25 protein-coding genes and 1 pseudogene are annotated in these 22,984 nt (G+C 64.9%); 12 read left to right on the top strand and 14 right to left on the bottom strand.

The genetic code is table 11. From position 1 onward, the window contains the following. Window positions 1-273, top strand: a pseudogene (locus AWB94_RS04235) (hypothetical protein); the annotation flags it as partial. Window positions 274-386: 113 nt separating this feature from the next. Here AWB94_RS04235 and whiA read toward each other — a convergent pair. The 4 genes from whiA to AWB94_RS04215 all read right to left on the bottom strand — a co-directional run bounded on the left by whiA (window position 387) and on the right by AWB94_RS04215 (window position 3,943). Continuing rightward, the gene (gene whiA, locus AWB94_RS04230) at window positions 387-1,352 is read right to left on the bottom strand and encodes a DNA-binding protein WhiA (protein WP_084395004.1); all 966 of its coding nucleotides are present in this window, start codon (window positions 1,350-1,352) and stop codon (window positions 387-389) included. A gap of 3 nt (window positions 1,353-1,355) precedes the next feature. Further along, window positions 1,356-2,033 carry a Crp/Fnr family transcriptional regulator gene (locus AWB94_RS04225; protein ID WP_062655172.1) on the bottom strand — a complete coding sequence of 226 codons (678 nt, stop codon included), beginning with the start codon at window positions 2,031-2,033 and terminating at the stop codon, window positions 1,356-1,358. Between the two features lie 212 nt (window positions 2,034-2,245). Next, on the bottom strand, window positions 2,246-2,887 hold the full coding sequence (locus AWB94_RS04220) for a hypothetical protein (protein ID WP_131805208.1): 642 nt from the start codon (window positions 2,885-2,887) through the stop codon (window positions 2,246-2,248). Window positions 2,888-3,367: 480 nt separating this feature from the next. Next, a complete protein-coding gene (locus AWB94_RS04215) occupies window positions 3,368-3,943 on the bottom strand; it encodes a GNAT family N-acetyltransferase (protein WP_062655170.1) in 576 nt (191 codons plus the stop codon). A 173-nt stretch (window positions 3,944-4,116) separates the two neighbouring features. Here AWB94_RS04215 and AWB94_RS04210 point away from each other — a divergent pair, with 173 nt between their 5' ends. Beyond that, a complete protein-coding gene (locus tag AWB94_RS04210; protein WP_337349820.1) occupies window positions 4,117-4,776 on the top strand; it encodes an HAD family hydrolase in 660 nt (219 codons plus the stop codon). 95 nt (window positions 4,777-4,871) lie between these two features. Here the strand turns inward: AWB94_RS04210 and AWB94_RS04205 are convergent, their stop codons facing one another. Both AWB94_RS04205 and AWB94_RS04200 read right to left on the bottom strand, forming a co-directional pair. Further along, window positions 4,872-5,669, bottom strand: a complete 798-nt coding sequence (locus tag AWB94_RS04205; RefSeq protein WP_084395003.1) for a class I SAM-dependent DNA methyltransferase — start codon at window positions 5,667-5,669, stop codon at window positions 4,872-4,874. A gap of 66 nt (window positions 5,670-5,735) precedes the next feature. After that, window positions 5,736-7,073, bottom strand: coding sequence for an aminotransferase-like domain-containing protein (locus AWB94_RS04200; protein ID WP_062655168.1), 1,338 nt, complete (start codon window positions 7,071-7,073; stop codon window positions 5,736-5,738). Window positions 7,074-7,084: 11 nt separating this feature from the next. Here AWB94_RS04200 and AWB94_RS04195 point away from each other — a divergent pair, with 11 nt between their 5' ends. Then, window positions 7,085-7,792: a DJ-1/PfpI family protein gene (locus tag AWB94_RS04195; protein ID WP_234811617.1), complete on the top strand. Its 708-nt coding sequence runs from the start codon at window positions 7,085-7,087 to the stop codon at window positions 7,790-7,792. Window positions 7,793-8,216: 424 nt separating this feature from the next. Here the strand turns inward: AWB94_RS04195 and AWB94_RS04190 are convergent, their stop codons facing one another. Beyond that, entirely contained in the window at window positions 8,217-8,618 is a 402-nt protein-coding gene (locus AWB94_RS04190; RefSeq protein ID WP_165605272.1) for a cupin domain-containing protein, read from the bottom strand. A 2-nt stretch (window positions 8,619-8,620) separates the two neighbouring features. After that, window positions 8,621-9,451 carry an LLM class F420-dependent oxidoreductase gene (locus AWB94_RS04185; RefSeq protein ID WP_062655165.1) on the bottom strand — a complete coding sequence of 277 codons (831 nt, stop codon included), beginning with the start codon at window positions 9,449-9,451 and terminating at the stop codon, window positions 8,621-8,623. 413 nt (window positions 9,452-9,864) lie between these two features. Between AWB94_RS04185 and AWB94_RS04180 the strand changes: the two genes are divergently transcribed. From AWB94_RS04180 to AWB94_RS04170, 3 genes are all read left to right on the top strand, one after another. Continuing rightward, window positions 9,865-10,719: a helix-turn-helix transcriptional regulator gene (locus AWB94_RS04180; RefSeq protein ID WP_062655164.1), complete on the top strand. Its 855-nt coding sequence runs from the start codon at window positions 9,865-9,867 to the stop codon at window positions 10,717-10,719. A gap of 256 nt (window positions 10,720-10,975) precedes the next feature. Beyond that, window positions 10,976-11,371: a VOC family protein gene (locus tag AWB94_RS04175; protein WP_062655163.1), complete on the top strand. Its 396-nt coding sequence runs from the start codon at window positions 10,976-10,978 to the stop codon at window positions 11,369-11,371. Window positions 11,372-11,374: 3 nt separating this feature from the next. Further along, window positions 11,375-12,358: a saccharopine dehydrogenase family protein gene (locus AWB94_RS04170; protein ID WP_062655162.1), complete on the top strand. Its 984-nt coding sequence runs from the start codon at window positions 11,375-11,377 to the stop codon at window positions 12,356-12,358. Window positions 12,359-12,534: 176 nt separating this feature from the next. On the opposite strand, the gene AWB94_RS04165 is transcribed toward AWB94_RS04170, so the two are convergent. Further along, complete coding sequence (locus tag AWB94_RS04165) at window positions 12,535-13,089, bottom strand: TetR/AcrR family transcriptional regulator (protein WP_062655161.1); 555 nt, start codon at window positions 13,087-13,089, stop codon at window positions 12,535-12,537. Window positions 13,090-13,198: 109 nt separating this feature from the next. Between AWB94_RS04165 and AWB94_RS04160 the strand changes: the two genes are divergently transcribed. After that, complete coding sequence (locus AWB94_RS04160) at window positions 13,199-14,035, top strand: LLM class F420-dependent oxidoreductase (protein WP_062655160.1); 837 nt, start codon at window positions 13,199-13,201, stop codon at window positions 14,033-14,035. 101 nt (window positions 14,036-14,136) lie between these two features. Continuing rightward, window positions 14,137-14,736, top strand: a complete 600-nt coding sequence (locus tag AWB94_RS04155; protein WP_062655159.1) for a nitroreductase family protein — start codon at window positions 14,137-14,139, stop codon at window positions 14,734-14,736. A gap of 67 nt (window positions 14,737-14,803) precedes the next feature. On the opposite strand, the gene AWB94_RS04150 is transcribed toward AWB94_RS04155, so the two are convergent. From AWB94_RS04150 to AWB94_RS34510, 3 genes are read right to left on the bottom strand one after another with little or no spacing between them, the layout of a single operon-like run. After that, window positions 14,804-15,664 carry an NAD(P)-dependent oxidoreductase gene (locus AWB94_RS04150; RefSeq protein ID WP_062655158.1) on the bottom strand — a complete coding sequence of 287 codons (861 nt, stop codon included), beginning with the start codon at window positions 15,662-15,664 and terminating at the stop codon, window positions 14,804-14,806. Continuing rightward, window positions 15,661-16,104, bottom strand: coding sequence for a VOC family protein (locus AWB94_RS04145; RefSeq protein ID WP_064961232.1), 444 nt, complete (start codon window positions 16,102-16,104; stop codon window positions 15,661-15,663). The genes AWB94_RS04150 and AWB94_RS04145 overlap by 4 nt, the downstream gene beginning before the upstream one ends. Then, entirely contained in the window at window positions 16,104-16,481 is a 378-nt protein-coding gene (locus AWB94_RS34510; protein ID WP_131805207.1) for a MarR family winged helix-turn-helix transcriptional regulator, read from the bottom strand. The genes AWB94_RS04145 and AWB94_RS34510 overlap by 1 nt, the downstream gene beginning before the upstream one ends. A gap of 226 nt (window positions 16,482-16,707) precedes the next feature. Here AWB94_RS34510 and AWB94_RS04135 point away from each other — a divergent pair, with 226 nt between their 5' ends. Next, window positions 16,708-18,291 carry an alpha/beta hydrolase gene (locus tag AWB94_RS04135; protein WP_062655155.1) on the top strand — a complete coding sequence of 528 codons (1,584 nt, stop codon included), beginning with the start codon at window positions 16,708-16,710 and terminating at the stop codon, window positions 18,289-18,291. Window positions 18,292-18,326: 35 nt separating this feature from the next. Here AWB94_RS04135 and AWB94_RS04130 read toward each other — a convergent pair whose 3' ends face one another. After that, window positions 18,327-19,073 (bottom strand): MerR family transcriptional regulator, encoded by a 747-nt coding sequence (locus AWB94_RS04130; protein ID WP_062655154.1) that lies wholly within the window; start codon window positions 19,071-19,073, stop codon window positions 18,327-18,329. A 293-nt stretch (window positions 19,074-19,366) separates the two neighbouring features. Continuing rightward, the gene (locus AWB94_RS04125; RefSeq protein WP_234811616.1) at window positions 19,367-20,215 is read right to left on the bottom strand and encodes an MBL fold metallo-hydrolase; all 849 of its coding nucleotides are present in this window, start codon (window positions 20,213-20,215) and stop codon (window positions 19,367-19,369) included. A 231-nt stretch (window positions 20,216-20,446) separates the two neighbouring features. Here AWB94_RS04125 and AWB94_RS04120 point away from each other — a divergent pair, with 231 nt between their 5' ends. The 3 genes from AWB94_RS04120 to AWB94_RS04110 all read left to right on the top strand — a co-directional run bounded on the left by AWB94_RS04120 (window position 20,447) and on the right by AWB94_RS04110 (window position 22,981). After that, a complete protein-coding gene (locus AWB94_RS04120; RefSeq protein ID WP_234811615.1) occupies window positions 20,447-21,088 on the top strand; it encodes a TetR/AcrR family transcriptional regulator in 642 nt (213 codons plus the stop codon). A gap of 55 nt (window positions 21,089-21,143) precedes the next feature. Then, window positions 21,144-22,070, top strand: a complete 927-nt coding sequence (locus AWB94_RS04115; RefSeq protein ID WP_062655151.1) for an MBL fold metallo-hydrolase — start codon at window positions 21,144-21,146, stop codon at window positions 22,068-22,070. A 68-nt stretch (window positions 22,071-22,138) separates the two neighbouring features. Beyond that, on the top strand, window positions 22,139-22,981 hold the full coding sequence (locus AWB94_RS04110) for an MBL fold metallo-hydrolase (protein WP_062655150.1): 843 nt from the start codon (window positions 22,139-22,141) through the stop codon (window positions 22,979-22,981). Window positions 22,982-22,984 lie beyond the last annotated feature (3 nt).

Here is a 22,984-nt window from a genome sequence, read left to right as displayed (position 1 = left end):
CGGGCCGGCCTTCCCGCCCCGACGACCAGCGTGCCGATGATGCCCAACCCCAACGGTGACGGATCAATGGTCCCGTGCGAGGGCACCATCTGCACCAACCCCAATCACGGCGGCGGCGACAACCCCGACGGCGATGCGCCGCCCGAGCCCGGACAGACCGAAATGCAAGGACCGGGCACCGATGGCGCACCGCCCGAACCCGGACAGCGAGAAATGCAGCCGCCGCCCGATGACGCGCCGCCTGAGCCCGGCCAGAACGGGATGCAGGGATAGCTCCCTGCGGGCGGACTGGTCACCGACCGCAGCACCGGGCGAGCTGTGGCCGCGGTGGAATCCGACTTCGCCGGCGCGCACTTGGCGCACGACGACCCCACGAGTCCCACCGCTTACGTCGAGGCGCTGGTGTCCGGGATGCCGGCTCTTGTGGCAGTTCGATCGGCAAGGGCCAATAGTCGTCGGATACGTCCTGCAACAGCATCTTTGGTCATTGGTGGATCGGCGCGGCCACCCAATTCGGTCAACGTCAGGTCGGGATATGACTGGCGCAGCTCTGCTGCGGCTTTGAGGTGGTCCGGGACAGCATCACCCAGGATTTGTATCGCTCGCTGCACACGTGCTGTGGACTCGGCCGCCGCCGCGGCCGCGCGCCTGCTGTTTGCCGATTCGAAGGTGGGGCTTCGCCCGGTTCGGGTCTGGGATGCGGGTCGATGGTGGCGCCGATTCGTCCAGTGGGTGCTTGTCTCTGGTGCTCCGATTTGCGCCAGCAGCGTGGACACGGCTTGGTCGTGGCGCACGACGATACAGTCGCGGCCGCGATCGTCGCGTCGCCGTGCACTGACGCCGAGGCGGCGCGCCAAGCCGACCAGTGCCAGGGCCGCTTCGGGGCCTGGGCTGTACACAGTGAGCCCTTGGCGCTGACCGGTCAACGACAGGTGGCCAGTGGCGAGAATTGCACCACGCCAAGCAGCTTCGACCTCGTCGCGGGCACCACGGATGATCCACGGTGGCATCCCCGTGGTGGGTCGGCCGCGGTGGTCGATCAGCCCGGTCTGTCGGGCGAGGTTCTCGGCATGGGTCACGCGCAGCAGGTAGTGGTCGCGGTTGCGCTTGCCGTTTCGCATGGCGTGCAGGGCTGGTACGGCGCCGCACAGGTGATAGACGGCGCTGACCAGGCGTTGTGCGGTGGGGAGGTGATCGAGTTCGGCGTCGATAACGACCTTGTTGCCGATGATTGCGAGCCCACCGGCGAGCCGGAGCATCGCCGCGACCTCAGCCTTACGGGCATGCGCCGTTCCTACCGCCACGGAGCTGAGCTCGTCTTTAACCAGGTTCGCCGGTCGCGTTGATGGCATGGGCTACTTCGCGGCTCGTGCTACGAGCCGCTGGGTGTCGAGGATGGTCAGGCTTCCGGAGTCGAACAGGATCCAGCCGCGGGACACGAAGTCGGCCAAAGTCTTGTTGACCGTTTCCCTGGACGCGCCGACCAGCTGCGCCAGCTCGGTTTGCCGCAGGCCGTGATGGACCCGCAGCGTGGAGCCCTGCTGTGTGCCGAACTGTCGAGCCAGGTGCAGAAGTTGTTTGGCGACACGAGCGGGGACATCGGTGAAAATCTGGTCCATGATGGCGTTGTTGGTTCGGCGTAGCCGTCGGGCCAGGACGCGCAGGAGTTGCTCGGCGATTTCCGGCCGGCCGCTGATCCAGTTGTGGAAGACCGCATGATCCATCGATACGGTACGGACGTCAGTGATCGCAGTGGCCGTGGAGGTGCGTGGCCCCGGATCGAACAACGCGAGTTCGCCGAACATGTCCGAGGGCCCCATGACCGCGAGGATGCTTCCGCGATCACCTGCGGTGGCGTCACTGATCTTCACTTTGCCCGAGGCAATGATGTAGAGCCGGTCCCCGCCGTCGCCCTTGGCGAAAATCACTGTGCCCTGGTCAAAGTCGATCGGCACGAGCTGATCAGCGAGTGCGTCGACGCCTTCGGTGCCCACGCCATGGAAAATGGGTGCACGCCGCACCACGCTATCCACCGTTACCCCCGAGCAGCGTCCTCATCCCCAATCCATGTGCTCCAAGACTGCTGAACTTATCGGTCTAACAACGTTGTTCGGGCTCGCCGCCGGTTGCACCGACGGTCCACCGTGGGCCGCCTCGCCCTCGTGAGCTCGTAACACCGCGGCGGCGAACGCTATCAGCGCTGCCGCCCACACGAGAACAACGACAACGCGCCAGGTAGTGGCGCTCACCGTGCCTCCGCAGCGGGGCCCCTCTGCATCCCGGCGTCCGGCACCCGGCCCCTGCACCCCGGGTCCCCTGGCGTGCGCACAGCGGTGAAACCTGAAGGCGCACAGCGGTCCTCTCGCCGGAGGGACACCAGCGGCTGGGAGCTGTTGTGCAGCCTACGGCGAATTGCCGGCCATCGAAGCCACCACCGCCGGCGCAGGACGGTGTTGCTCACCGCGTGGGTGAAGCCAGGATTGTCCGCGATGAGCACTGTCACATCGGTGGGACCCGACACCGGGTAGTCCGCCGGCGGATCGCTGAAGTGGATCACCTCGTCGGTCGTCTCCACCAGCACAGTGACCTGCAGTATCGCGGGCGTTCCGAACAACAGCTGGCGATCCGGGTTGCGGGCCTCACCGATCGCCAAAACTCCACTGGCAACAGTGAACTCACCGCGGTACACCGGTTGTCCGAGGCCTCTGGTATCCGTGCCGACCAGAACCCGAACGCGGACCTGATGACCGAGAAGCTCGCCGTCGAACATGCTCATCGTGTGCACCCAGATTGCATGCAGGGGCCGTGGCGGACTGACGACACAGCCCATGGCCTCGTGTGCGAAGATCCCCGGCACGCCACGAGCGCCGACATCCTCGATCACCATGACTGCACCATCGGGTGTCACCTGCGTATCGCAGAGCACCGTATTCGTCATCATGGATAGCCCCCAACCCCTGCGTTCCGCCATCCCGCGGCCGAACACCCCCGGTGTTTCACGCTGACGCACAGTCTGTAGGAACCATCGCATATGCTGACTGACGCGTCAACCCCACGCCGATCGATCTTTGCTTAGGCCTACCATGATCGAGCCGTCCGGCGACCAAGTCGGCACGTCCGCAGGCAGCCAACAGCGCGCACCGAGGTAGCTACGAGTCCGCACCCATTTGACCTGACGCCAGGCAATTCCAGCGCCCTAACGGGAACCGCCAGGTAGCTGAAGCGCGGCCAGGTTGCCGTGATCGGGAATGCCCTTCGTTGCACGTCCACCCCGCAACGGGGCAGCGACACTGCCCAGATCACGTTTGCTGAACACGCGGATCGACCGACGCCGGAGGCGCAACTCGGCCGACTGCACGCCGGCGGCTCATTGCTCGTTGATGCGTGCGTGCAGATGCATGTCGTGCCAGCCATCGGCATGCAGCAGCGCGCTCTTCTTGGTGCCTTCCAGTTCGAAGCCCGCTTTGAGCGCTACCGAGCACGATGCTGGGTTGGCTGTGGAATGGTGGATGACCAAGCGGTGAAAGCCCACGCTGTAGACCCACTGCGTCAGCACGCCCACCGCGGCGACCGCAACGCCACGCCCCCGGGCTCCTGGATGCACCCAGTACCCAATTTCGGCTTCCCCGTCCTCCACGTTCATGGGATTGAGCGATATCCGACCCAAGAGGTGCCCCGCGCTTGACACGATTGCCCAGTTCGCGCGTTTCTCGGCTCGCCAATCGCGGGCGTAGTCGGCGATGAGCGTCTTCGCCTCCTCAATCGAGCAGATCGTGCGGGTGTGCCAGAACTGAATGGCCGGGTCTTCGAACGCATCCATCAAGCCTTGGCTGTCGGCGGCGACCCACGGCCGAAGCACCATGCCCGCCGAGCCGTTCAGTCGGGGCTGAGGCCCGTTTCCGATTGATCCTGCGGGGATTACCGGAGAGACGGTCTTGGGCATGATTGATAGTTTCCCATCGCAGCGAGCTTCGGCGCCTGGGCCGAAGCCCCGATGCTTGGTGATGGCGGCAAGACGAACCGAGCAGGCGGGCCACGGCGCTGGGCCCCTCCACGGAGACGATCACCAAACCATCATCGCCCGCGCCCGTGGAATCGACGCCGCTCCCGGTGTGAGTGTGCAGATCCTGTCAATCTGGTGATGTGGTGGGACACGTGCTGCGAGGTGTTCGGTGGGTCGTCTTCGACGTCGGTGAGACGTTGATCGACGAGAGCCGACTGTGGGAGGCGATCGCCGAGCAGTGCGGTGTATCGGTGGCCACCGTCTGCGGGGTGCTCGGCGCACTCATCGAACGCGGCGAGAGTCATCATCGGCTCTGGGACGTGCTTGGAGTTGAGCGCGCCGACCCGCGATTCCGCATCGAACATCGCGATCTGTACCCCGATGCTTTGGCCTGCATCGGGGTTGCACGTCGCCTTGGTATCGCGGTGGGGATAGCCGGAAATCAGCCTGCAGGATTGGATGATTCACTAGTGGCAGCCGGGGTGAGCGCGGATTTCATCGGATCGTCGGCGGGGTGGGGGGTGCGCAAACCCGATCCGGAGTTCTTCACCAAAATCATCGACGCCGCCCACGCACCGGCACACACAATCCTCTACGTCGGTGACCGGTTGGACAACGACGTCCTGCCCGCACACCGGGCGGGCATGAAGACTGCACACATTCGTCGCGGCCCGTGGGGCTTCCTGCATGCTCAGGACCCGGAAGCTGACTCAGCCGACGTACAGATCCAGTCGCTTCACGAACTCGCCGCCATTCTGAACGACAGCTTGTGACGAAGTGCGATTGGCCCCTGTCGAACGAGATCTCCCCGGAGAGGTCGTTGGCAGGGCCCAACTGTTGGTGATGTCGGGTTGGCGCGCCGTGTGGTCTACACAGTCCGTGCCAGCCAGACGGTGCGGTGCCCGCACATGGGGTCTGTGACGGTGTGTGCGATGACTGCGAAGCCGTTGTCGGCGAGTAGCGTGCGGTACTCAGAGGGGTCGAGGCTGGCGTGGTAGAGCGGCTCGCCCTGGTAGGTGCCGATTTGCTCGCCGGCTGATGGGCCGCTGTTGAACATCAGCACCGCGCCGGGTGCCGCGTGTTGCGCGAAGATCGGAAACATACGTCTCTGATGATGCGGCGATAGGTGAAATAGGCTGCCCCAGGCGATGATTCCACCGAATCGGCCATTCAGAGCCAGCGTCCGCATGTCGGCGACATCCCACCGGTGATCTGGGAAACGCGTCCTGGTCATCGCGATCATCGCGCTCGATGAATCGACCCCGTGAAGCTGACATCCCTGGTCGATCAAGTACTGACCGATTGGCACCGCCGTTCCACAGCCCACGTCCAGGACCGTGCGCTGATCGGGCAAGGACGCCATGAACCGATCCAGCCACGTGCGTTCGACCAGCTTTCCACCGCGGTCGCGTGACCATTCTCCAGCGTGACGGTCATATAACTGGATGACCCGAACGGCATCGGGATGCTCGTCAACCACACTCTTCAGTATGGCCGCGGCGGTGGCCGATGGCTCAGCCGGCGGTGCGGTCCTTGCGAGTAGCTGGCGGCGGGCGCGCGTGCGGTAGGCGTGGTCGAACGAAATGTAGCCCACTTCGTCGATGAGGATCAGTTTGTAGCGGCAAATCAACCAATTCGCTGGAGCCCCACGTCGTCGGATGCCCATCTAGACAGGGATATAACGGCTTGGGTAAAGAGTCGGCGTCCACGCCCCTGGCTCGGGGCGGGTCGTCTACTGGTGCGCGTCGTGTTCGACGGTGTTTCGGACAGTGGTGAGCGCGTCGGCAAGTACGTTGAGGTTGGCGGAGCCGAGGGCGAGTCGGAGCGCCTGGGGTGGGTTGGTGGTGATGGCGAAAGGCTCGGCTGTCGACACTGAGATCCGTTGTGTTGCAAGGGTGGCAGCGATCCGGTCGGCGCGGGCGCTCTCTGGTAGTGGTAGCCAGGTGAAGTACGACGCGGGATGCGTCAGTTGGCTAAGGGGTTTCAACGTGTCGCGCGCGATGGTCTGCCTGAGTGTGGCGTCGGCGCGCTTCTCGGCTTCAAGGTGGGCAACCGTGCCGTCCTCGAGCCAGCGGGTGGCGATCGCAGCGGTGATCGCAGGCGTGTTCCAGGTGGTCGCGCGTATTGCGCGTTCGATGGCGGACAGGTGTGTTGGTGGGGCGACGAGGAATCCGACGCGTAGACCGGTGGCGACACTCTTGGACAGCCCGGAGGCATAGACCGTGATGTCGGGTGCGGTGGCGGCCAGTGGTGGCGGGGGGTGGTCGACGAGATAGGCGTAGGAGCCGTCTTCGATGAGCAGCAGTCCGTGTCGGCGGGCGATGGCTATCAACGATCGACGGTCGTCGTTGTTCATCACCCAGCCCAGCGGGTTGTGCAGTGTGGGCATGGTGTACACCGCGCGTACTGGTCGGCGCCTGCATAGGCTTTGCAGTGCATCCAAGTCGGGGCCGGCCAAACGTGTTGGGATGGGGGCTAATTCGAGGCGTAGAGCCGCTGCGAGAACTTTGAACCCAGGGTAGGTCACGGCGTCGACGGCGACCACATCGCCTGGGTGCAATGCGGCCAGTGCGGCAACGGTGAGCCCGTGTTGGGCTCCGTTGACGACTGCGATGCGGTCGGGGGTGACGTCGAGTCCGCGGTTGAGCAGGTGCGTGGCCACCGCGGCCCGGTCACGTTCTCGTCCGCCGTGCGGTTGGTAGCGCAGAAGTGGGTCCAGGTCACCGGAGCCGGCCAGTTCGCGTAACGCCCGGCGCAGGAGGTCGGCCTGGCCGGGAAGGGTGGGGTAATTGAAGTTCAGGTCGATCGTGTCGGCGGCGAGGACTTGCTGGTCGATACCGTGGCCCGGAGGAAGGGCGAGCTCACGCACGAAGGTGCCGCGTCCTTGTTCGCTGCTGACCAGACCGATCGCTTCGAGTTCGGCGTAGACACGCGAGGCGGTGACCACGGCGATGCCCTCCTGTGCGGCGAGCTGGCGATGGGTGGGCAACTGAGTGCCCGAGCTGAGCCGACCGGCCCGAATTTCGGTGGTGAAGGCATCGACGATGCGCTGATACCGGGCGGCGGGCACGCCCGCATTGTATGCATGACAATTCTTTGCCTGTCATGCATGCGGGTTTCTATGGTGGCTCAACCGCACGGAGAGGACGCCGACACATGCACATCGCCATTTTGACGTTTGAGGGCTACAACGAACTCGATTCCCTGATCGCGCTCGGCGTGCTGAACCGCATCAAACGCGATGACTGGCGGGTCACGATTGCCACCCCTGCCGCGCAGGTGACGTCGATGAACGGCGTCACTATCGGGCAAATGTCCAGCTTGGAGGAAGCGGTCAGCGCCGACGCGGTCATCGTCGGCAGCGGCATTGCCACCCGCGAGGTTGTGCAGAACCCGGCGATCATGGGGGTTCTGCGTGGACTGGACCCGCAGCGTCAACTCATTGCCGCGCAGTGTTCCGGTGCGTTGGTCCTGGCCAAGCTGGGCCTGCTACGCGATGTGCCTGCCTGCACCGATCTGACCACGAAACCCTGGGTGATTGCCGCTGGTGTCGACGTGTTGAATCAGCCGTTCTTCGCCAAGGGCAATATCGCCACCGCCGGTGGATGTTTGGCGTCGCAGTATCTGGCTGCCTGGGTGATCGCGCGGCTGTGCGGCAAGGACGAGGCCGCCGCCGCGTTGCATTACGTCGCCCCGGTCGGCGAGAAGCAGGACTACATCGATCGGGCCTGGCGCAACATCGGTTCATATCTACCGGCAGAGCGGCACACCCTTCTCGACGTCGGCTAGCTGCCGAAGCCGGCGCGCATCGCAGGCAGGCGCAGCATTCGGCAGGCTCGGTCGACCGCGGCGTCGGCGGCTTGTTCGACAGGGGGTGCTCGCTGAGGTGGTGGTGCTTATGGGGTGGCATTGTCCTTCCTGGATTTTCGTGCCTCCACCACCCCGGCATCAGCGGTTTAGCGCTCCGGCAACCAAAGCACGGGCCACGCCGAGGACCAGCACGCCGTGAGGTAGGTGGCCGGTGGGCCATCGGGATACCGATTAGCTTGGGGGTGCCGGCGGCATCGCCGTGGGTCTTGCGGGCTGCGGCCCACCACGCCTCGTGGACGGGGGTCAAACCACCCAGCGGCGCGGGCCTCGGCTGCACCGCAGTTCGTCTCAGGAAGCGCTTCAATTCCTATGCGCAGACTGGTGGCGAGCCGAGATGACTCGGTCATGGTGTCCGAGTCTCGTTGGTGGGGAAGTCCGGGATCGGCGTGAAGACCTCGATCATGGTGGTGTGTTCGAGGGCTACTGCGGAATGTGGGACACCGCCGGGGATTCCGAGCGCCTCACCTGGGCCCAGGATACGTTCCTGGCCGTCCACCAGATACTTCACCCGGCCGGTCAGTATGACGTCGATCTGCTCCATCGCGTGCACCTCCTGCTCGCTGGAGTCGGCCTGATTCGGGATTGCCGTGCCCTCGGCGATCTCGACGAGCAAGACTTGCGCTACGTCAGCGGTCAGGGCCTTGATGGTGACCCGCTCACCGAACTCCCCTAGCGGCGTCGGGCTGATATCGGCCCAGATGCGGTGCTGCGGACGTCCGAGCGGCGTTGTGTTGTGGTCAGTCATGGTCACCATCCCAAGGATTCGGTCACGGACAGATAGGCGTCGAGCTGTGTACAGGTGTCGTCGTGGTTGAGCGTCTCGAGGTCGAACACGACACGTTCGGCGCCGCTGCTGGGGTAACCCTGCAGCGCGGCCTCGGTGATCGGTCCGACATGGGCGACGGTGACATGGGTTTCGGTGCCGGTCACCTCGCGCAGTTCGGCAATCGCCGCGGTCGATTCAGCGCTGCTCGCACTGATGGCGTACCAGCCGGCTCCGAAGCGCGCGATACGCCCAAAGGTCGCCGGTCCGCCACCGAAGTAGAGGGGTACGTGCGGACGTTGCACCGGCTTGGGCCAAGCCATGGATGGCTCAAGGGTGACGAAATCGCCCTGGTACTCGGCAATCTCGCGCGTCCAGAGCGCCTGCATCGTTTCGACGATCTCGTCGATGCGCTTACCGCGGGTTTGCGGATCAATGCCGTGGCTCTGCATCTCCTCGCGGTTCCAGCCGATGCCCATGCCGAAGAGGAGCCGCCCATCCGAGAACAGGTCGAGAGTTGCGGCCTCTTTGGCGGTGATGATCGGATCGCGTTGGACGACCAGGGCCACACCCGTGCCCAGGATCAGCTTGCTGGTCACCGCGGCGGCAGCAGTGAGCGCCAGGAACGGATCCAGGAGTCGGTAGTACTTCGCTGGCAGGTCGCCACCGCCGGGATACGGACTGCGCCGTGAGGCCGGGACGTGGGTGTGCTCGGTGACGAACAGGGAATCAAATCCACGAGCTTCCAGTGCGCGAGCAAGCGCTACCGGCCCGATTCCCTGGTCGGTGAGGAAGGTGGTTACTCCGAATTTCATTGGCTTTCCTGGTGTTTGCGGTTGCGACGGGTCGCCGCGCTGGCGGCGAATTGGTACGAGTCGCCATCTGTCGTGATGGTGTGGACGAGACGGCCACTGCGGTCAGCGCTCCCTTCGGCGGCTCATTGCCGTCTCCTCTACCCATCCGAGACGAGTCAACGCCGGCGCCGACGGCCGTAGAAGGACGCAACTGCCTAGGAGTGCCACGCCCTGTTTCAGGAGTCTGGCCGGCGAAGTCCCCTGTCCCTGACACCGGCGGGGATTCGGTTACAGTCGAAGGGTCCGCGACGCGGCATGACCCCCGCCGGTATTCGGGTGATGCGCGTGGCCGTGTACTCCGGGTCACCCGCTCGCTGGCGACGACGATCGCTGACGCCCCTCGCAGAGGTCGACCCACATCGAAGAGGTCCATCGTGCCAGTTGACGCGTCGCAGCCACCGACCAACAGTCTGGGCGAATTCCTGCGCGCCCAACGCGCACGAGTCTCACCCGAGCAGGTCGGGCTACCCGTGGCGTCGAGCCGGCGCGTGGCCGGCTTGCGACGCGAAGAGGTCGCTGTCTTGTCGGGTGTCAGCGCGGACTACTACGCACGCCTGGAGCAGGGCCGCGAGCGCACCCCGTCCGCCCCGGTCGTCGATGCCATCTGTCGAGCGTTGCGGCTCAACCCGGACGCCCGCGTGCACGCCTTCCGCCTCGCCAAGCTGTCCCCCAGTTGCGCCGGCGCGGCCGAGAGCGTCAGCCCCGAACTACTGCAAACGATGGCCGCCTTCCCACAGGCGGCTGCCTATGTCACCAACCCGGCGTTTCGCGTCCTGATCGCCAACCCAGCGGCCTCGGCGCTGATCACCCCGCTACAGCGGCACGAAACCAACGTCCTGGCCGCACTGTTCCTGGACCCGACAACCCAGGATTTCTACGTCAACTGGGACGAGGTGGCCAAAGCATCAGTCAGCGCGCTGCGGCTCTCCGAAGGATTCTCCCCACCCCACCAGGAAGTCGCGGACCTGATCGCCCGACTGCACCGGGACAGCCCGATATTCCGCACCCTGTGGGACGACCGAAACGTCGAAGGTCTGACCGTGACGCACAAGACGATCCGCCACCCCGACGTCGGACTCATGCAGCTGAGCTACCAGACCTTCGACGTACGCAGCGCCCCCGGCCAACAGCTGACGGTGGCCACCGCGGCGCCGGGGACCGCCAGCGCCGACGCCCTGACACTGCTCGGATCGCTCGACGCAACCCGGCGCCAAGAGCAAATCCAGTAGTGGCCGGGTGGGTGCAGCGCACCTAGGAAGTCTCGCCATTCCACAACACCGTGGACAAGGGTTGACTCGCCTTCACACGAACGTGAGAGGCGAGACACATGGGCATCGCCATCAGCACCGGAGGCAGCCACGGTATAGGCGCCACCATCCTCGAAGGCGCGCGACGCTCAGCTGCCGGCCAAGTCGTGACGACGCAATCGAAATCCACGTCATTCCTGAGCCGCCCCGGCTCCTGACTTGCAGGAAGCGAGACACCATGATCGACCATGTTTTTCTTTCCGTACCCGACCTTGACCGCTCGGTCGCGTTCTATACCGCTGCGCTCGAACCTCTCGGCATCACCACCCGCGTCGACTACGACGGCACAGACGGGCCTCCAGGACATCCGGACCTGAAGGGCTTCGGGGCCGACGGCCACGTCTTCTTCTGGCTCCGCACCGGTGTGGCCGATAGTCGTGCGGCACACGTGGGATTCGTGGCCGACAGCAGAGCCGAGGTGGATGCCGCCTACGCCGCCGCGATCGCCGCCGGTGCGACCGACAACGGTGCACCTTCGGTACGGCACTACTACGACCCCCGCTACTACGCCGCCAGCGTCTTCGATCCCGACGGCTACAGTCTCGAATTCACCTACAAGAGCTGGCAGCACTGACCCATGAGCACACTGATGATCTACGGCGCCACTGGCTACACCGGCCGGATGGCCGCCCAGCACGCCGCAGCGGCCGGATTGAAAACCGTGCTCGCCGGACGCGACGCGCCACGACTCACGGTCCTGGCCGCCGAACTGGGCCTTGAGCATCGTTCGTTCGCCCTCGACAACGCTGCCACCGTGGACGACGCGCTACGCGAGGTATCCGTGGTACTCAACTGCGCCGGCCCCTTCATCCGGACAGCCCGGCCCCTGATGGCCGCCTCCATCCGCTCGGGTGTCCACTATCTGGATACCGCAGCCGAATTGGACAGCTACCACCTGGCCGAAACCCTCGACCAGAAGGCCGAAGCGGCTGGCGTGATGCTGCTCCCCGGCAGCGGCGGCAGCGTCGCCATGCTCGGTTGTCTCACCGCCCACGCGGCCCGACGGATCACCGACCCACAGCACGTGCGCGTCGCACTGCACGTCGCCGGGTCCATGTCACGCGGATCGGCCATCAGCGCCGCCAACAGCCTGAGTGCCGAATGCCTGGAGCGCGTCGGCGGCGTGTTGGTCAGCCGTGATCCCCACGCATCACGGGAATTCGACTTCGGCATGGGTCCGGTCGCGTGTACCCCGGTCACCTTGCCCGACCTCGTGACCATCTGGCACGCCACGGCCATCCCTCATATCGAGACCTACGTCTACGTGTCGGGGAACGCCTTCCCCACCGGTGTGCTGTCGGATCTGCCCGAGGGTCCGAGCCGCGAACAACGCGAGGCCAATAGGTACCAGGCAAGCGTCGAGATCACCGGAGCCAATGGGTCCACTGTGCGGTCGGTGCTCGACACTGTGAACGGTTACACCTTCACCCCGACGGCTGCGGTAGAGGCGGCGCGGCGCGTCCTTGCGGGCGAACACAGGCCCGGATTTCAAACTCCCGCAGAGCTGTTCGGGAGTCGCTTCGCCGAGACCATCGCCGATACCACCCTCCGCGACCTCTAACCCGCGCCAGTATGTAGATACAGCTCAGCATCCTGACGACGTAGGCCCACGCCATGAATGATCGACGGACTGACGCGGACGAACCGAGCGCACCCGTGGGCCGCGATGCGTGGCTTTCAGATTCTGAGCGATGATTGCCCGCAGGAGCGACCGGCGCAGCCGCCGGCCTGTAACGGTCACTTCGGGGAGCGAAGGCCAGCGAGCGCAGCGTCGAGTATCGGCTGCCGGTACTGGGCGGTGCCGTTGATCTTCGCGATGGCCATCACCATGTCGAGGATCTGGTCCAACTCGAGTCGGGGGTTTACTTCGCCTGCCGTTTGGGCCGCAGCCAGCAGGGGCTGGCCGGCGGCCAGCATCCTCGCTCGCGTCCTGAAGATCGGGTCGGCGGTGTCGGTGTGTTCGAGTAAGCCCATGACGATAGGCCGCTTGTTCGCGACGTACTGATAGAAGCACCGCAGCCAGTTGGTGAATTGGCCGACGGAAGTGTCCCCTTCGGGGATGGCAGCCGCGGCGCATACGTGGTCGACCTCTTCGGTGAAGACAGCCTCAAGAAGGTCGCGGCGCGTGGCGAAGTTGCGGTAGAGAGTCGCCTGACCGACTCCGGACCGTCGCGCGATCTCGGCCATCGACGTGTCAGCCTCGGATTCGGCGAATGCGGCACGGGCGGCGGCGAGGATGCGCTCGCGGTTGCGCGCCGCATCAGCCCGACGAGCGTGGCCCAGATCCGCCATAGGACTCGACCCCTTGCGTAAGTGGAGAGCCTGTCCATATTATCGGACAGGCACTCCACTTTAGCGCACAAGCCGTGCAACCTCGGCCTTGCGAAAGGAAGAACGGCTGGTGAAATTCGCCTTCCGAACCGCCCCGCAAAACACGACATGGTCCGAGTTACTCGCGCTGTGGCAGGTCGCCGATGACATCGAGGTGTTCGAATCGGGCTGGGTGTTCGACCACTTCTACCCGATTTTCTCCGACCGTTCCGGTCCCTGTCTCGAAGGCTGGACCGTTATGACCGCGCTGGCCCAGGCGACCACCCGGCTTCGGCTGGGAACCCTGGTGACCGGGATTCATCACCGCCATCCCGCGGTCCTGGCCAATATGGCCACTGCGCTCGACATCATCTCCGGGGGTCGTTTGGAAGTAGGTGTCGGAGCCGGATGGGACGAGAAGGAGGCCGCCGCATACGGATTTGACCTTGGCACCCGCACTGAGCGCAGTGACCGGCTCGAGGAGGCGTGCGCTGTGCTCGTCGGTCTGATGAGCCAAGAAGTCACCACCTTTCGGGGCAACTATTACCAACTGTGCCAGGCACGTAACGAACCAAAGGGCGTTCAGAAGCCCCACCCGCCCATCTGCATCGGGGGCAATGGGGAGAGACGCACCTTGCGAACCGCAGCCCGTTTCGCCCAGCACTGGAGTTTCTTCGGTGGGACACCGCAGGACTTCGCCCGCAAGCGCGACGTCCTGCACGCCCATTGTCACGACGTGGGTCGCGAACCGGGCGACATCCTGTTGTCCAGCCCGATTGTCTTCGACGGTGATCCGGCGGCCACGGCCGCCTCGGCCGCGGCCTTCGGCGAGCAGGGGGCAGACCTCGCCATCATCGTGCTGCGGCCCCCGTTCGATCCGGCCGTCTTGGAGCCGTTGGCTGACCTTCTCGACGACCTCCGCCGATGACCCCTCGGATCGAGGATCGGTCGCGCGGGAGCCGAAGACGTTGATTACCACAGTCATACGAAATGCCGACGTCGAAGCGCCGGCGGTAGGAAGGAACTGACGTGGACGTATTCGACGCCATGGAGTCAGCCATGACCATGCGGTGGCTCGCCGACGAGCCCGTTTCCGGCGAGCTGATCGAGCGTCTCATCTGGGCGGCCACCCGGGCCTCGTCTCCGGCCAATTCTCAGCTGTGGGACTTCGTCGTGGTCACCTCGCCACAGCAGCGATCACGCCTGCACGACGCTATCGTCCCCCACATCTCCGTCCCCGGCGACGGTGCGACGTCAGGTGACATGGACGCCGTCGCGCAGAGGATGGTCGAGGGCGGCGCGCACCTCCTGGGCACGCTGCGCGACGCGCCAGCGCTCATCTTCGTGTGCGCGTCCTCGCTGGTTCCCGGCGACCCCAAGGAGGACCGCTACCAGTTCGCCGCGATCTACGGCGCCACCCAGAACATGCTCGTCGCCGGCCGGGCACTGGGACTAGGGGTCGCTCCGACCGGACTGCACAATTTCAACACCAAGGGCGTCCGACGGATCCTCAGGATCCCCGACCACAAGATCATCGGTGTCACCATGGCAGTGGGATGGCCGACGAAACCGTTTCGAGCCGTCCACCGCAGACCCGTCCCCGAGGTCACGCATTTCGACTCTTGGTAATCGCGCCCGCGCGGCACTTCTGGCGAGCTGCGTCTGGAATGGTTGGCCAGCACGTGAGGATCGCCGGTCACCACACCTCACCGAACACCCGCTCGACCAAAGCGATGTCGCTGCCGCCGTACCCTCGATCCGATGCGGTTCGGTAGAGGTTGGCCTGTGCGTCCAGTAGTACATCGGAAACGCCATGGGCGCGTGCTGCATCAACGATGAGCTGCAGATCTTTGCGCATCGAGTCGACGGTTGTCACCGTCTGGCCACCGTCACCGAGCATGATCGCGGCCTTGGCCTGCAAGTACGGGCTGTCAGCCGCGGTACCTGTGATTGCTTCGAGGAACAGGCTGGGATCGATACCGAAACTACGGGTCAGCGACATTGCCTGTGCCAGAATCGCATTCAATCCTGCAACCCAGGAATTACACGCCAATTTGAGCGCGCTGGCAGGACCGGGAGCATCGCCCACCCACATGACCGAACTCGCCAAGGCAGCAAGAGTCGTTGAGACCCTGCCGCGAACGGCGGCCGCTGCAGCCGCCAACACGGTCAGCTTCCCAGCGCGCGCCGCGTCCTGATTGCCCAATACGGCGACGTCGATGAGCTCGATCCCGAGCTGCTGTGCGGTGCGTGCCACCGTGGCGATTTCCAGGCCTACGGTGGCGGTCTGAGCCACAACCGCTCCGTCGGCGAGTTCGTCACGCATTTGTTGCAGGACGTCCAAAACGGCAGCGGCGTCGAACACGGCGATGATCACCACCGGGGCTCCTGCCACGGCGTCGGCCACGCTACTCGCGACCGTGGCGCCGGCCTCGGCCAATGGCGTTGCGGTCGACGGCGTACGGTTCCACGCTCGGACATCGAAACCGGTCTCCAGTAATCGCCGGCAGATCGCTGCACCCAGGTTGCCGGTTCCCAGAACGGCGACAGTGCTCATTGCAGAGAGGCCGCAGACCTGGACGAAACCTGGACCAGTTCGATCGGATTGCCTTCCGGATCGAGAACGTACGCGAAGGCAGAGCCGCGAGGCCCTGCCGAGGGCGGCGCGCCGATGCCCGCGCCGGCGTGCACCAGAGCGGCGAAGGCTGTTGCCGCGTCGTCGACTTCGACGGCCCAGTGGTGGTAGCCCTGTGCCGCAGCGGCTGCGCGTGGACCGTCGTACTGCTGGAGACGGTGCGAGCCCAGGCATTCGACCAATTCGATCCGCAGTCCTGACTCGGTGGCGAGCAGGACTGTGCGAACACCCCGGTCGGGTTGGTGCCGGCTTTCCTCTGTCATCCCAAATGCCTTTTTATACCAGCGTGTTTGAGCATCGAGATTGTCGACGACGATGCCGGTATGGTGCGCGCGGGCCGAAACCGCAGGCGTCGTGGTCATCATGTCTCCGTGTGCAGCTGATCTGCGGCGCCGACGCGGTGAAGGAAATCAACTACTGCATCGGGAAGAGTGCCGAGGAAGTCCGTTCGGACCGCATCACCATGTACCGCCTCCGCGGCTTTGAACAAAGCGCTCCCGGCATCGGTGAGCGTGACGTCGACGTTTCGACCGAAGCCGGCGTCCGCACGTCGCAGCAACCCTCTGGCCTCCATACGGGTCAGTTGGTGCGAAAGACGCGATGCAGACCACGACAGCCTCGTCTCGAGCGCTTGGCGCGGGATCGCTCCGCCGGCTTCTGACAATCGCACCAGGATGGAGTAATCGGCTTGCGAGACACCGACATTCTCGGTGAGTTGGCGGGCGACTTTGGACGTCACCGCTTCGCTCCAGCGCAGGAAGCATCGCCACGTGACGGACTCGTCCGGGGCAAGCGGCCGACCACCTGTCGAGGGCATCCTCGTAGGCTGCCAGCCTTGACTTGACGTGTCAAGTCAAGGCTCACGAGGCCATGGGTACGGCATGCGCCGCGTCACCGAACTTGAGTGTGCCGCAGCGGCATGGATCACCGTGGAGGCGACAGATTTCTGCTTCTGAGGAGACAGAGTGGTTTATGCGCGCTTGGCCCTCGCCGCATTGGGCGGGGCATCGTTGATACTCGTCGGCGCCTGCGGGGCAACCGGACCGGTCGCGATCGAGGCGACGACGGGAAATTCCGGCACCGCGCGGCCAGCTGAGCTGGCGGCGTTCTATGACCAGCAGGTCCGGTTCGAGCCCTGCGCGTCCTATGCGAGAACGACGCTGGACGAGAAGCTCTTCGCCGATGCCCGCTACGACTGCGCCCGCGTACAGGTCCCCGTGGATTACCAGGATCCCGGCGGGGCGCGTGCAGAGATCGCGCTGCTGAGAGTCAAGGCGCGTGGTGATCGGATCGGCTCGCTGCTGGTCAACCCTGGCGGTCCCGGCGTCGCCGGGATGGGTTTCGTCGCCCTTGAGGCTAACGACTTGGTGGGGCAGGTGTTGACCAAGGGCCCGGTGGGCGACCGGTTCGACGTGATCGGCTTCGACCCCCGAGGTGTGGGCGCCTCCACTCCCCGGGCGGATTGTTACACCGACGCCGAGACCGATCGCGGTCAGGGATTCCTGAGCAACCCCGTTCCCAACGTCACAGATGCACAGCAGGCCCGAGAGGTGGCACGGCGTTGCGCAGAGCGCTCCGGCGGTGAGCAGGCGCTGGTCAACTTCGGCAGTCGAGACACCGTGCGGGACATGGATGTGCTGCGTGCCGCACTCGGTGACGAAAAGCTGTCCTACCTCGGGTACAGCTACGGGACTGAGCTGGGCGCGATGTACGCCGAGACCTTCCCGCAGCGTGTGCGCGCCGTCGCGCTGGACGGCGCTGTCGACCCCGACATGACCGCAGCGCAGTTTCGCCTGTCGCAGTACGTCGGCTTCCAGAAAGCCTTCACCGCGATGGCCAGCGCGTGCGCGTCAATGCCCGACTGTCCGCTGGGCACCGATCCGGCCCGGGCGAGCGAGGCATTTCAAGTCATCGTGCGTCCCTTGCTGGACCACCCAGCACCCACCGCAGATCCGCGCGGCCTGACCTACGACGACGCCGTCGCCGGTGTCATGGCCGGCTTGTACAGTGACGCCGTGTGGCCCAAGGTCATCGACGGCCTGCGCGAGTTGGCCGATGGGCGCGGGGATGGCCTGCTGAAGTTGCGCGACAACTTCGTGGGCCGAGACTCCTCGGGTCGCTACGGCACCGATCCGGACAGCAACGTCGCGATCCGATGCATGGACAACCCGCAGCGCACACCTGCGGAGCAAGCCGACCTGACCCAACAGATCTTCGACGCCGCGCCCTTCGTCGACTCGGGCCGGCCAGCGGCGCACATGCACTACGAGTGCGAGGCATGGCCGCAACAACCCAGCCGCCCCGAGCGGTGGGTCACCGGCAACGTCAATGTCCCACCCACGCTGACGATCTCGGTCACCGGCGACCCGGCCACCCCCCATCAAGGCGGTGTCAACCTCGCGCGCGCCCTCAAGGGAAGCTTGCTCACCGTGGACGGCGCCCAGCACGGCATCGCCCTGCTCGGGCAGAACCAGTGTGTCGACGACATCGTCGCCGGCTACCTGATTGACCTGCGAACCCCACCCGCTGGCGCCCATTGCACCAGATAGCTTGGTGAGCCCGACGCGCACCCTCAATGCGCGCGCTACGTCGATGACTCCGCCACGTCCGAGGCAGCCAGCAGTCGTCGGGCGCGTCGAAACACGTCGAGTTGCGCCGTGTTGTAAAGATCTGACATCGCTTCGGCGATCGTATCTGCGGCGAAGCGCTCCCCGCCCGGGGCGTCGGCACGGGCCTGGAGAACCTCTGGGTGGGCCGCATAGGTTGCCTGCATATAGGGGACGAGGCGCTCTGCGACGTCTTGCCGCGTCCGTTCATCGGCATCGTCGGGCAAGTTGTCAAACTCAGCGACGGCGGGCTCGACAGGTGCGTTCCGCAGAAGTTCGGAGTAGGCACGAATGCCTCGGGGCCCCAGCACGCGGGTCAGGACGACGACCAGGGAACGGTCGGCGTCGGACAGTCGCACCACCGCCTCCGGTGGAACGAGATCTGGTGGTAGGTCGGTCGGTGCAGAGCGCTCCAACAACAGCCCCAGTTCGACACGCGCCCGTTGGAGTCGATCGATTGTCGCGGCCAGTTCGGTGTCCAATGCCCGCAGAGCTTCTTCGGGATGGACGTCGGTGTCGCCCATGTCGGCTATCTGAGGAAGGGAGAACCCGAGGTCGACGAGTCGTTTGATCCGCACCAGCCGAACGAGGTGAGCGACGCCGTACTGCTTGTAACCATTGGCGAGGCGTTCAGGTTCGGCGAGCAACCCGACCTGGTGATAATGGCGGACCGCCCGCAGGCTGGTACCGGCCAGTTCTGCTACCTCACGAGTACTCCACGCCATTCCACCATTCTGGGCCAGGAGGCGTCGACGGCGCCGCAACGTCCGACAGCGCAGGCGATGGTACTCGCGTGTGCGAACACTGAGCGCAGATCTGTCTGCCCACTGCCACCAGGCCGCGGCCGTCGAGCCGACTCATGGGGTGTCGGGACTGCATGCAACTACCGCGCCACCTCGCGGGCAATCAGACACGAGGATCCGCCCCCTTGGGGCGGTCTGTGCGTGGCGTCGACATGCGTGTCGGTTCACCTCGATGCCAACGACTATTCCGGCGTTCATGCTGGCTCGATATCCGACTATGCATTCTCGGCTGCACGGTAGAACGCTTCAACGACTGATGGGATCCGGCCCGGATGGTCCCAATCTGGCCATCTGGACTGAGCCGCCTCGTTGAGGGTCTCGGCAACTCGATCTACCGAGATGCCCGATGCCCACAACCGGGTGACTTCGGCTCGAAGGAACTGGAAGTAGTCGCGGTAGGAGGCGAGCGTGTGCGGCGCGATCTCACCGTGTCCCGGGACGGTGATTTCTGTTCTGACGCTGATTAATTCGTCAAGTAGCCCCGTCCATCGCATGACGTCGCAGTCCACATCGGTCGGCGAGCTGAATGGTGCGAGCGGGAACATCTTGTGTTCCAGCAAGTCCCCGGTGAACAGCACGCGGTCCCCGACCGCGACGATCTGGTCGCCGGCACTGTGGGCGGGGCCAACCGATCGTAAACGGACCCGGACTCCGCCCAGGTCGATCGCGGCCGACCCGACATAGACGATATCGGGATCGACAAACGTGACATGCTGCAACTCCTCCGCACAGACTGGGCCTGCAGCCCGAAACAAGTCGAGGCACGCCTGCCCCTTGCGGCGCAACTCGTCGCGCTGAGCCCTGTTGCAGACGATCGTCGCCTCACCCTTGAACGCCTGGGCGCCAAAGGCATGCTCAGGGTGGAAATGGGTGGTGGTCATGTACAACGGCCGACCACCGGCGAGATCCCTCGCTCGCCCCAGCACGTAAGCGCCGCTGCGCGGACCCAGGCCGGTGTCGACCACCAAGGCCGCTCGCTCCCCCACCACAATCCCGACGTTGGGAACGAGTGGCGTCCGACCATCTGGGATGACGTACACGCCCGGACTGATTTCGGTGGGCACACCTGCAACGACCGGCGGCACGGCGTGAGATACCGCTGGGTCGTCACCGAAAACGTCGGCAGAAGACGACGGCGTGACAACGCACATCGGCTGGCTCCAATCTGAGCGCAGTTCACGTGGCCCGCAAAATCTGCCACGCATCTGAACACTGTACAGATCAAATGTGTTCGGTGCTAGGCTTCCTGGGTGGCTAGAAGTCGCTACCACCACGGTCAGCTGCGCGAGGCTCTCTTGGCGGCAGCCGCGGAGCTGGCCACCGAGCGCGGCGCCGAAGGCTGGTCCCTTCGCGAGGTCTCGGCGCGGGTCGGCGTCGCACCCAGCGCGGCCTACCACCACTTCGAAAGCCGCGGGGCGCTCGTCAGCACATTGGCCGAACACATCCAGGCCAGTGCCGGGAAATACTTGGCGCTCGCCGTCTCCCGTGCCGACACCGACGATCCCGTCGCGCGTCTGGTTGCCTACGCCCGCGCTTACGTTCGTTGGACAGTGGACAATCCCGGCCTCGCCGCGCTGGCGTTCGCCGCCAACCGCAGCCCGGGGATCGAAACGATCGTCACGCCCCATCCTCACGACATACTGGTCGAGGAATTGAATTCGCTTGTCACCAAGGGATTTCTGGCCTCCGATGCACGCCCGGGTGCGGAGTTCGCGGTGTGGGCCGGGGTGCACGGGTTGGCAATGCTGTCCGCGGAGGGCATGATCCGCCATCGGAACCGCCGCACCACCGACCTGGAAGCTGAACGGCTGGTGCGCGCGATACTGTCGGGACTCAGCGCGCCCACGACCCCGCCATGCGATGCGTCGTCGGTGACCGCCCCTCACGCGGAACGTCTCGCCGCACGTGGCCGTGCCTTCAAGACGCCGTCACCGTGAAACGCCTTCTCCCTTTGCAGTTCACAACTCATGACGCCGCGCCAACGGGAGTGTTATGAACGGTGACAGCACCAGTAGGCAACCCGACACCTATGTGGCCGGCACTACCGATCCCGCTATCTCCGGTAGGCCGGTCGAGGTGTCCGATGGCGTCTTCGTCATCGGCGACAACAGGATCCCATTCGTCCCCAATGTGGGAATCGTGGTAGGTGCCGATGCCGCACTTGTCATCGACACTGGGATCGGGTCCGACAACGGCCGCGTGGTGCTCGACCATGCCCGACGACTGGCCGGCCGGCGGCGGCTCTACCTGACGGTTACGCAATTTGATCCCGGGCACGGATTCGGCGTCCAAGCGTTCAAAGATGCAGCCACCGTGATCTACAGCGATGCCCAACGCGACAGGTTACGTCTGGACGCAGACTCCTTCGTGCCCACGTTTCGCTCCCTGAGCCCTGATGTTGCCGCCCGCCTGGAGGGCCTCGACCTCATCGACTGCGACATATCCTTCGGCCGGCGATTGGACATCGATCTCGGTGGCATCACGGCCACGCTGCGGCAGTGGGGCCCCGCGCACACCCGCGACAACCAGACAGTGCACATCGGTCAGCGGGTCGTGTTCACCGGCGATTTGTGTGAGACCAGAATGTTTCCGATCCTGCCGTACTTCCCACCATTCGATAAGCACTTCGACGGACGGAGATGGATCGAAGCGCTCGACCGACTCATCGCCGACCAACCCGAGGTTGTGGTGCCGGGCCACGGTGAAGTAACCGACGTGCACCAGCTCGTCGCTGTCCGCGACTACCTGCGCTACGTACGCGAGCTCACCCGATTGCTCTGGCTTGATGGCACTCCGGCGCAGGAGATCTCGACCGTTGTCGCACGGCAGGCTCGCACCATCTGGCCCGGGTGGGACGGCCCTCGCAACATCCGGTACGCGGCGCTAGCGTTCTACGAGCAGTTTGAACGAGAGAAGTGACCCGCCGAGGAAGGAATAGAAGCCGAGATAGTCTTGCGTCAGATTATCTGAGCTCATAGTATCGTCTCATGTCGACACTTCCCCGGCCGGCCGCCTGGTCGCAGCCCTTGCCCGACGCACACCCGCCGTCGGATATGGCGATCTACCAGCTCCCCACCGGAACGTACGAAACGCGTGCGGCGTTCGCCGTCTGCGGTGGGTCGTTCAATGACAAGCGCCAATTCGCGGCGACCGCCATCCTTGTGCAGCACCCGAAAGGCGACCTTCTGATCGATGCGGGGTTCGGTGCCGACGTCGCGGCGCACATCGCGACCCTGCCGCGGATCGCGCGGGCTCCCTACCAGGCGACCGCGACGGTGAGCGAGCAATTCGACTCTGCAGGGTATGACCGTCATCGACTCCTCGGCGCGTTGGTGACACACGCGCATTGGGACCATGTGAGCGGCCTGGACCAGCTGGATGTGCCGATCTGGATCAATCCAGCCGAAACACGTTACGCCGCGGAGGAATCAGATGGTGAGGTGTTCAGGATCGTCTCGGCTGGCCGCAAGATTCATCACTACAACTTCGATTCGGGCCCGTATCTGGGCTATTCGGGCAGCTACGACATATACGGCGACGGTACGGTAGTGGTCGCCTTCGCCGGGGGGCACACAGCCGGGTCTGTCATCGTGTTCGTGACGGTGCCGTCCCAGAAGCGGTATGCCTTCATCGGCGATCTGACGTGGCAGCTCGATGGAATCCGCAAGCGTGTTCAGCGGCCCTGGCTGATGCGCAAAGTTGCCGACAGCGATCCCGAACAGACCCGACAAGGTCTGCTGCGCGCGATCGCGCTCGACGACGTCATGCAGATCGTGCCCTCTCACGACGTGAACGCCTACGACGGGATCCCCGTCTTCCCAACCGGTTAGCAT

Origin of the sequence: Mycolicibacterium canariasense, from assembly GCF_002101555.1 — a bacterium.
GTDB classification, from domain to species: Bacteria; Actinomycetota; Actinomycetes; order Mycobacteriales; family Mycobacteriaceae; genus Mycobacterium; species Mycobacterium canariasense.
Note: the sequence above shows the minus strand (reverse complement) of the source record. Positions and strands in the feature narration are given on the sequence as shown.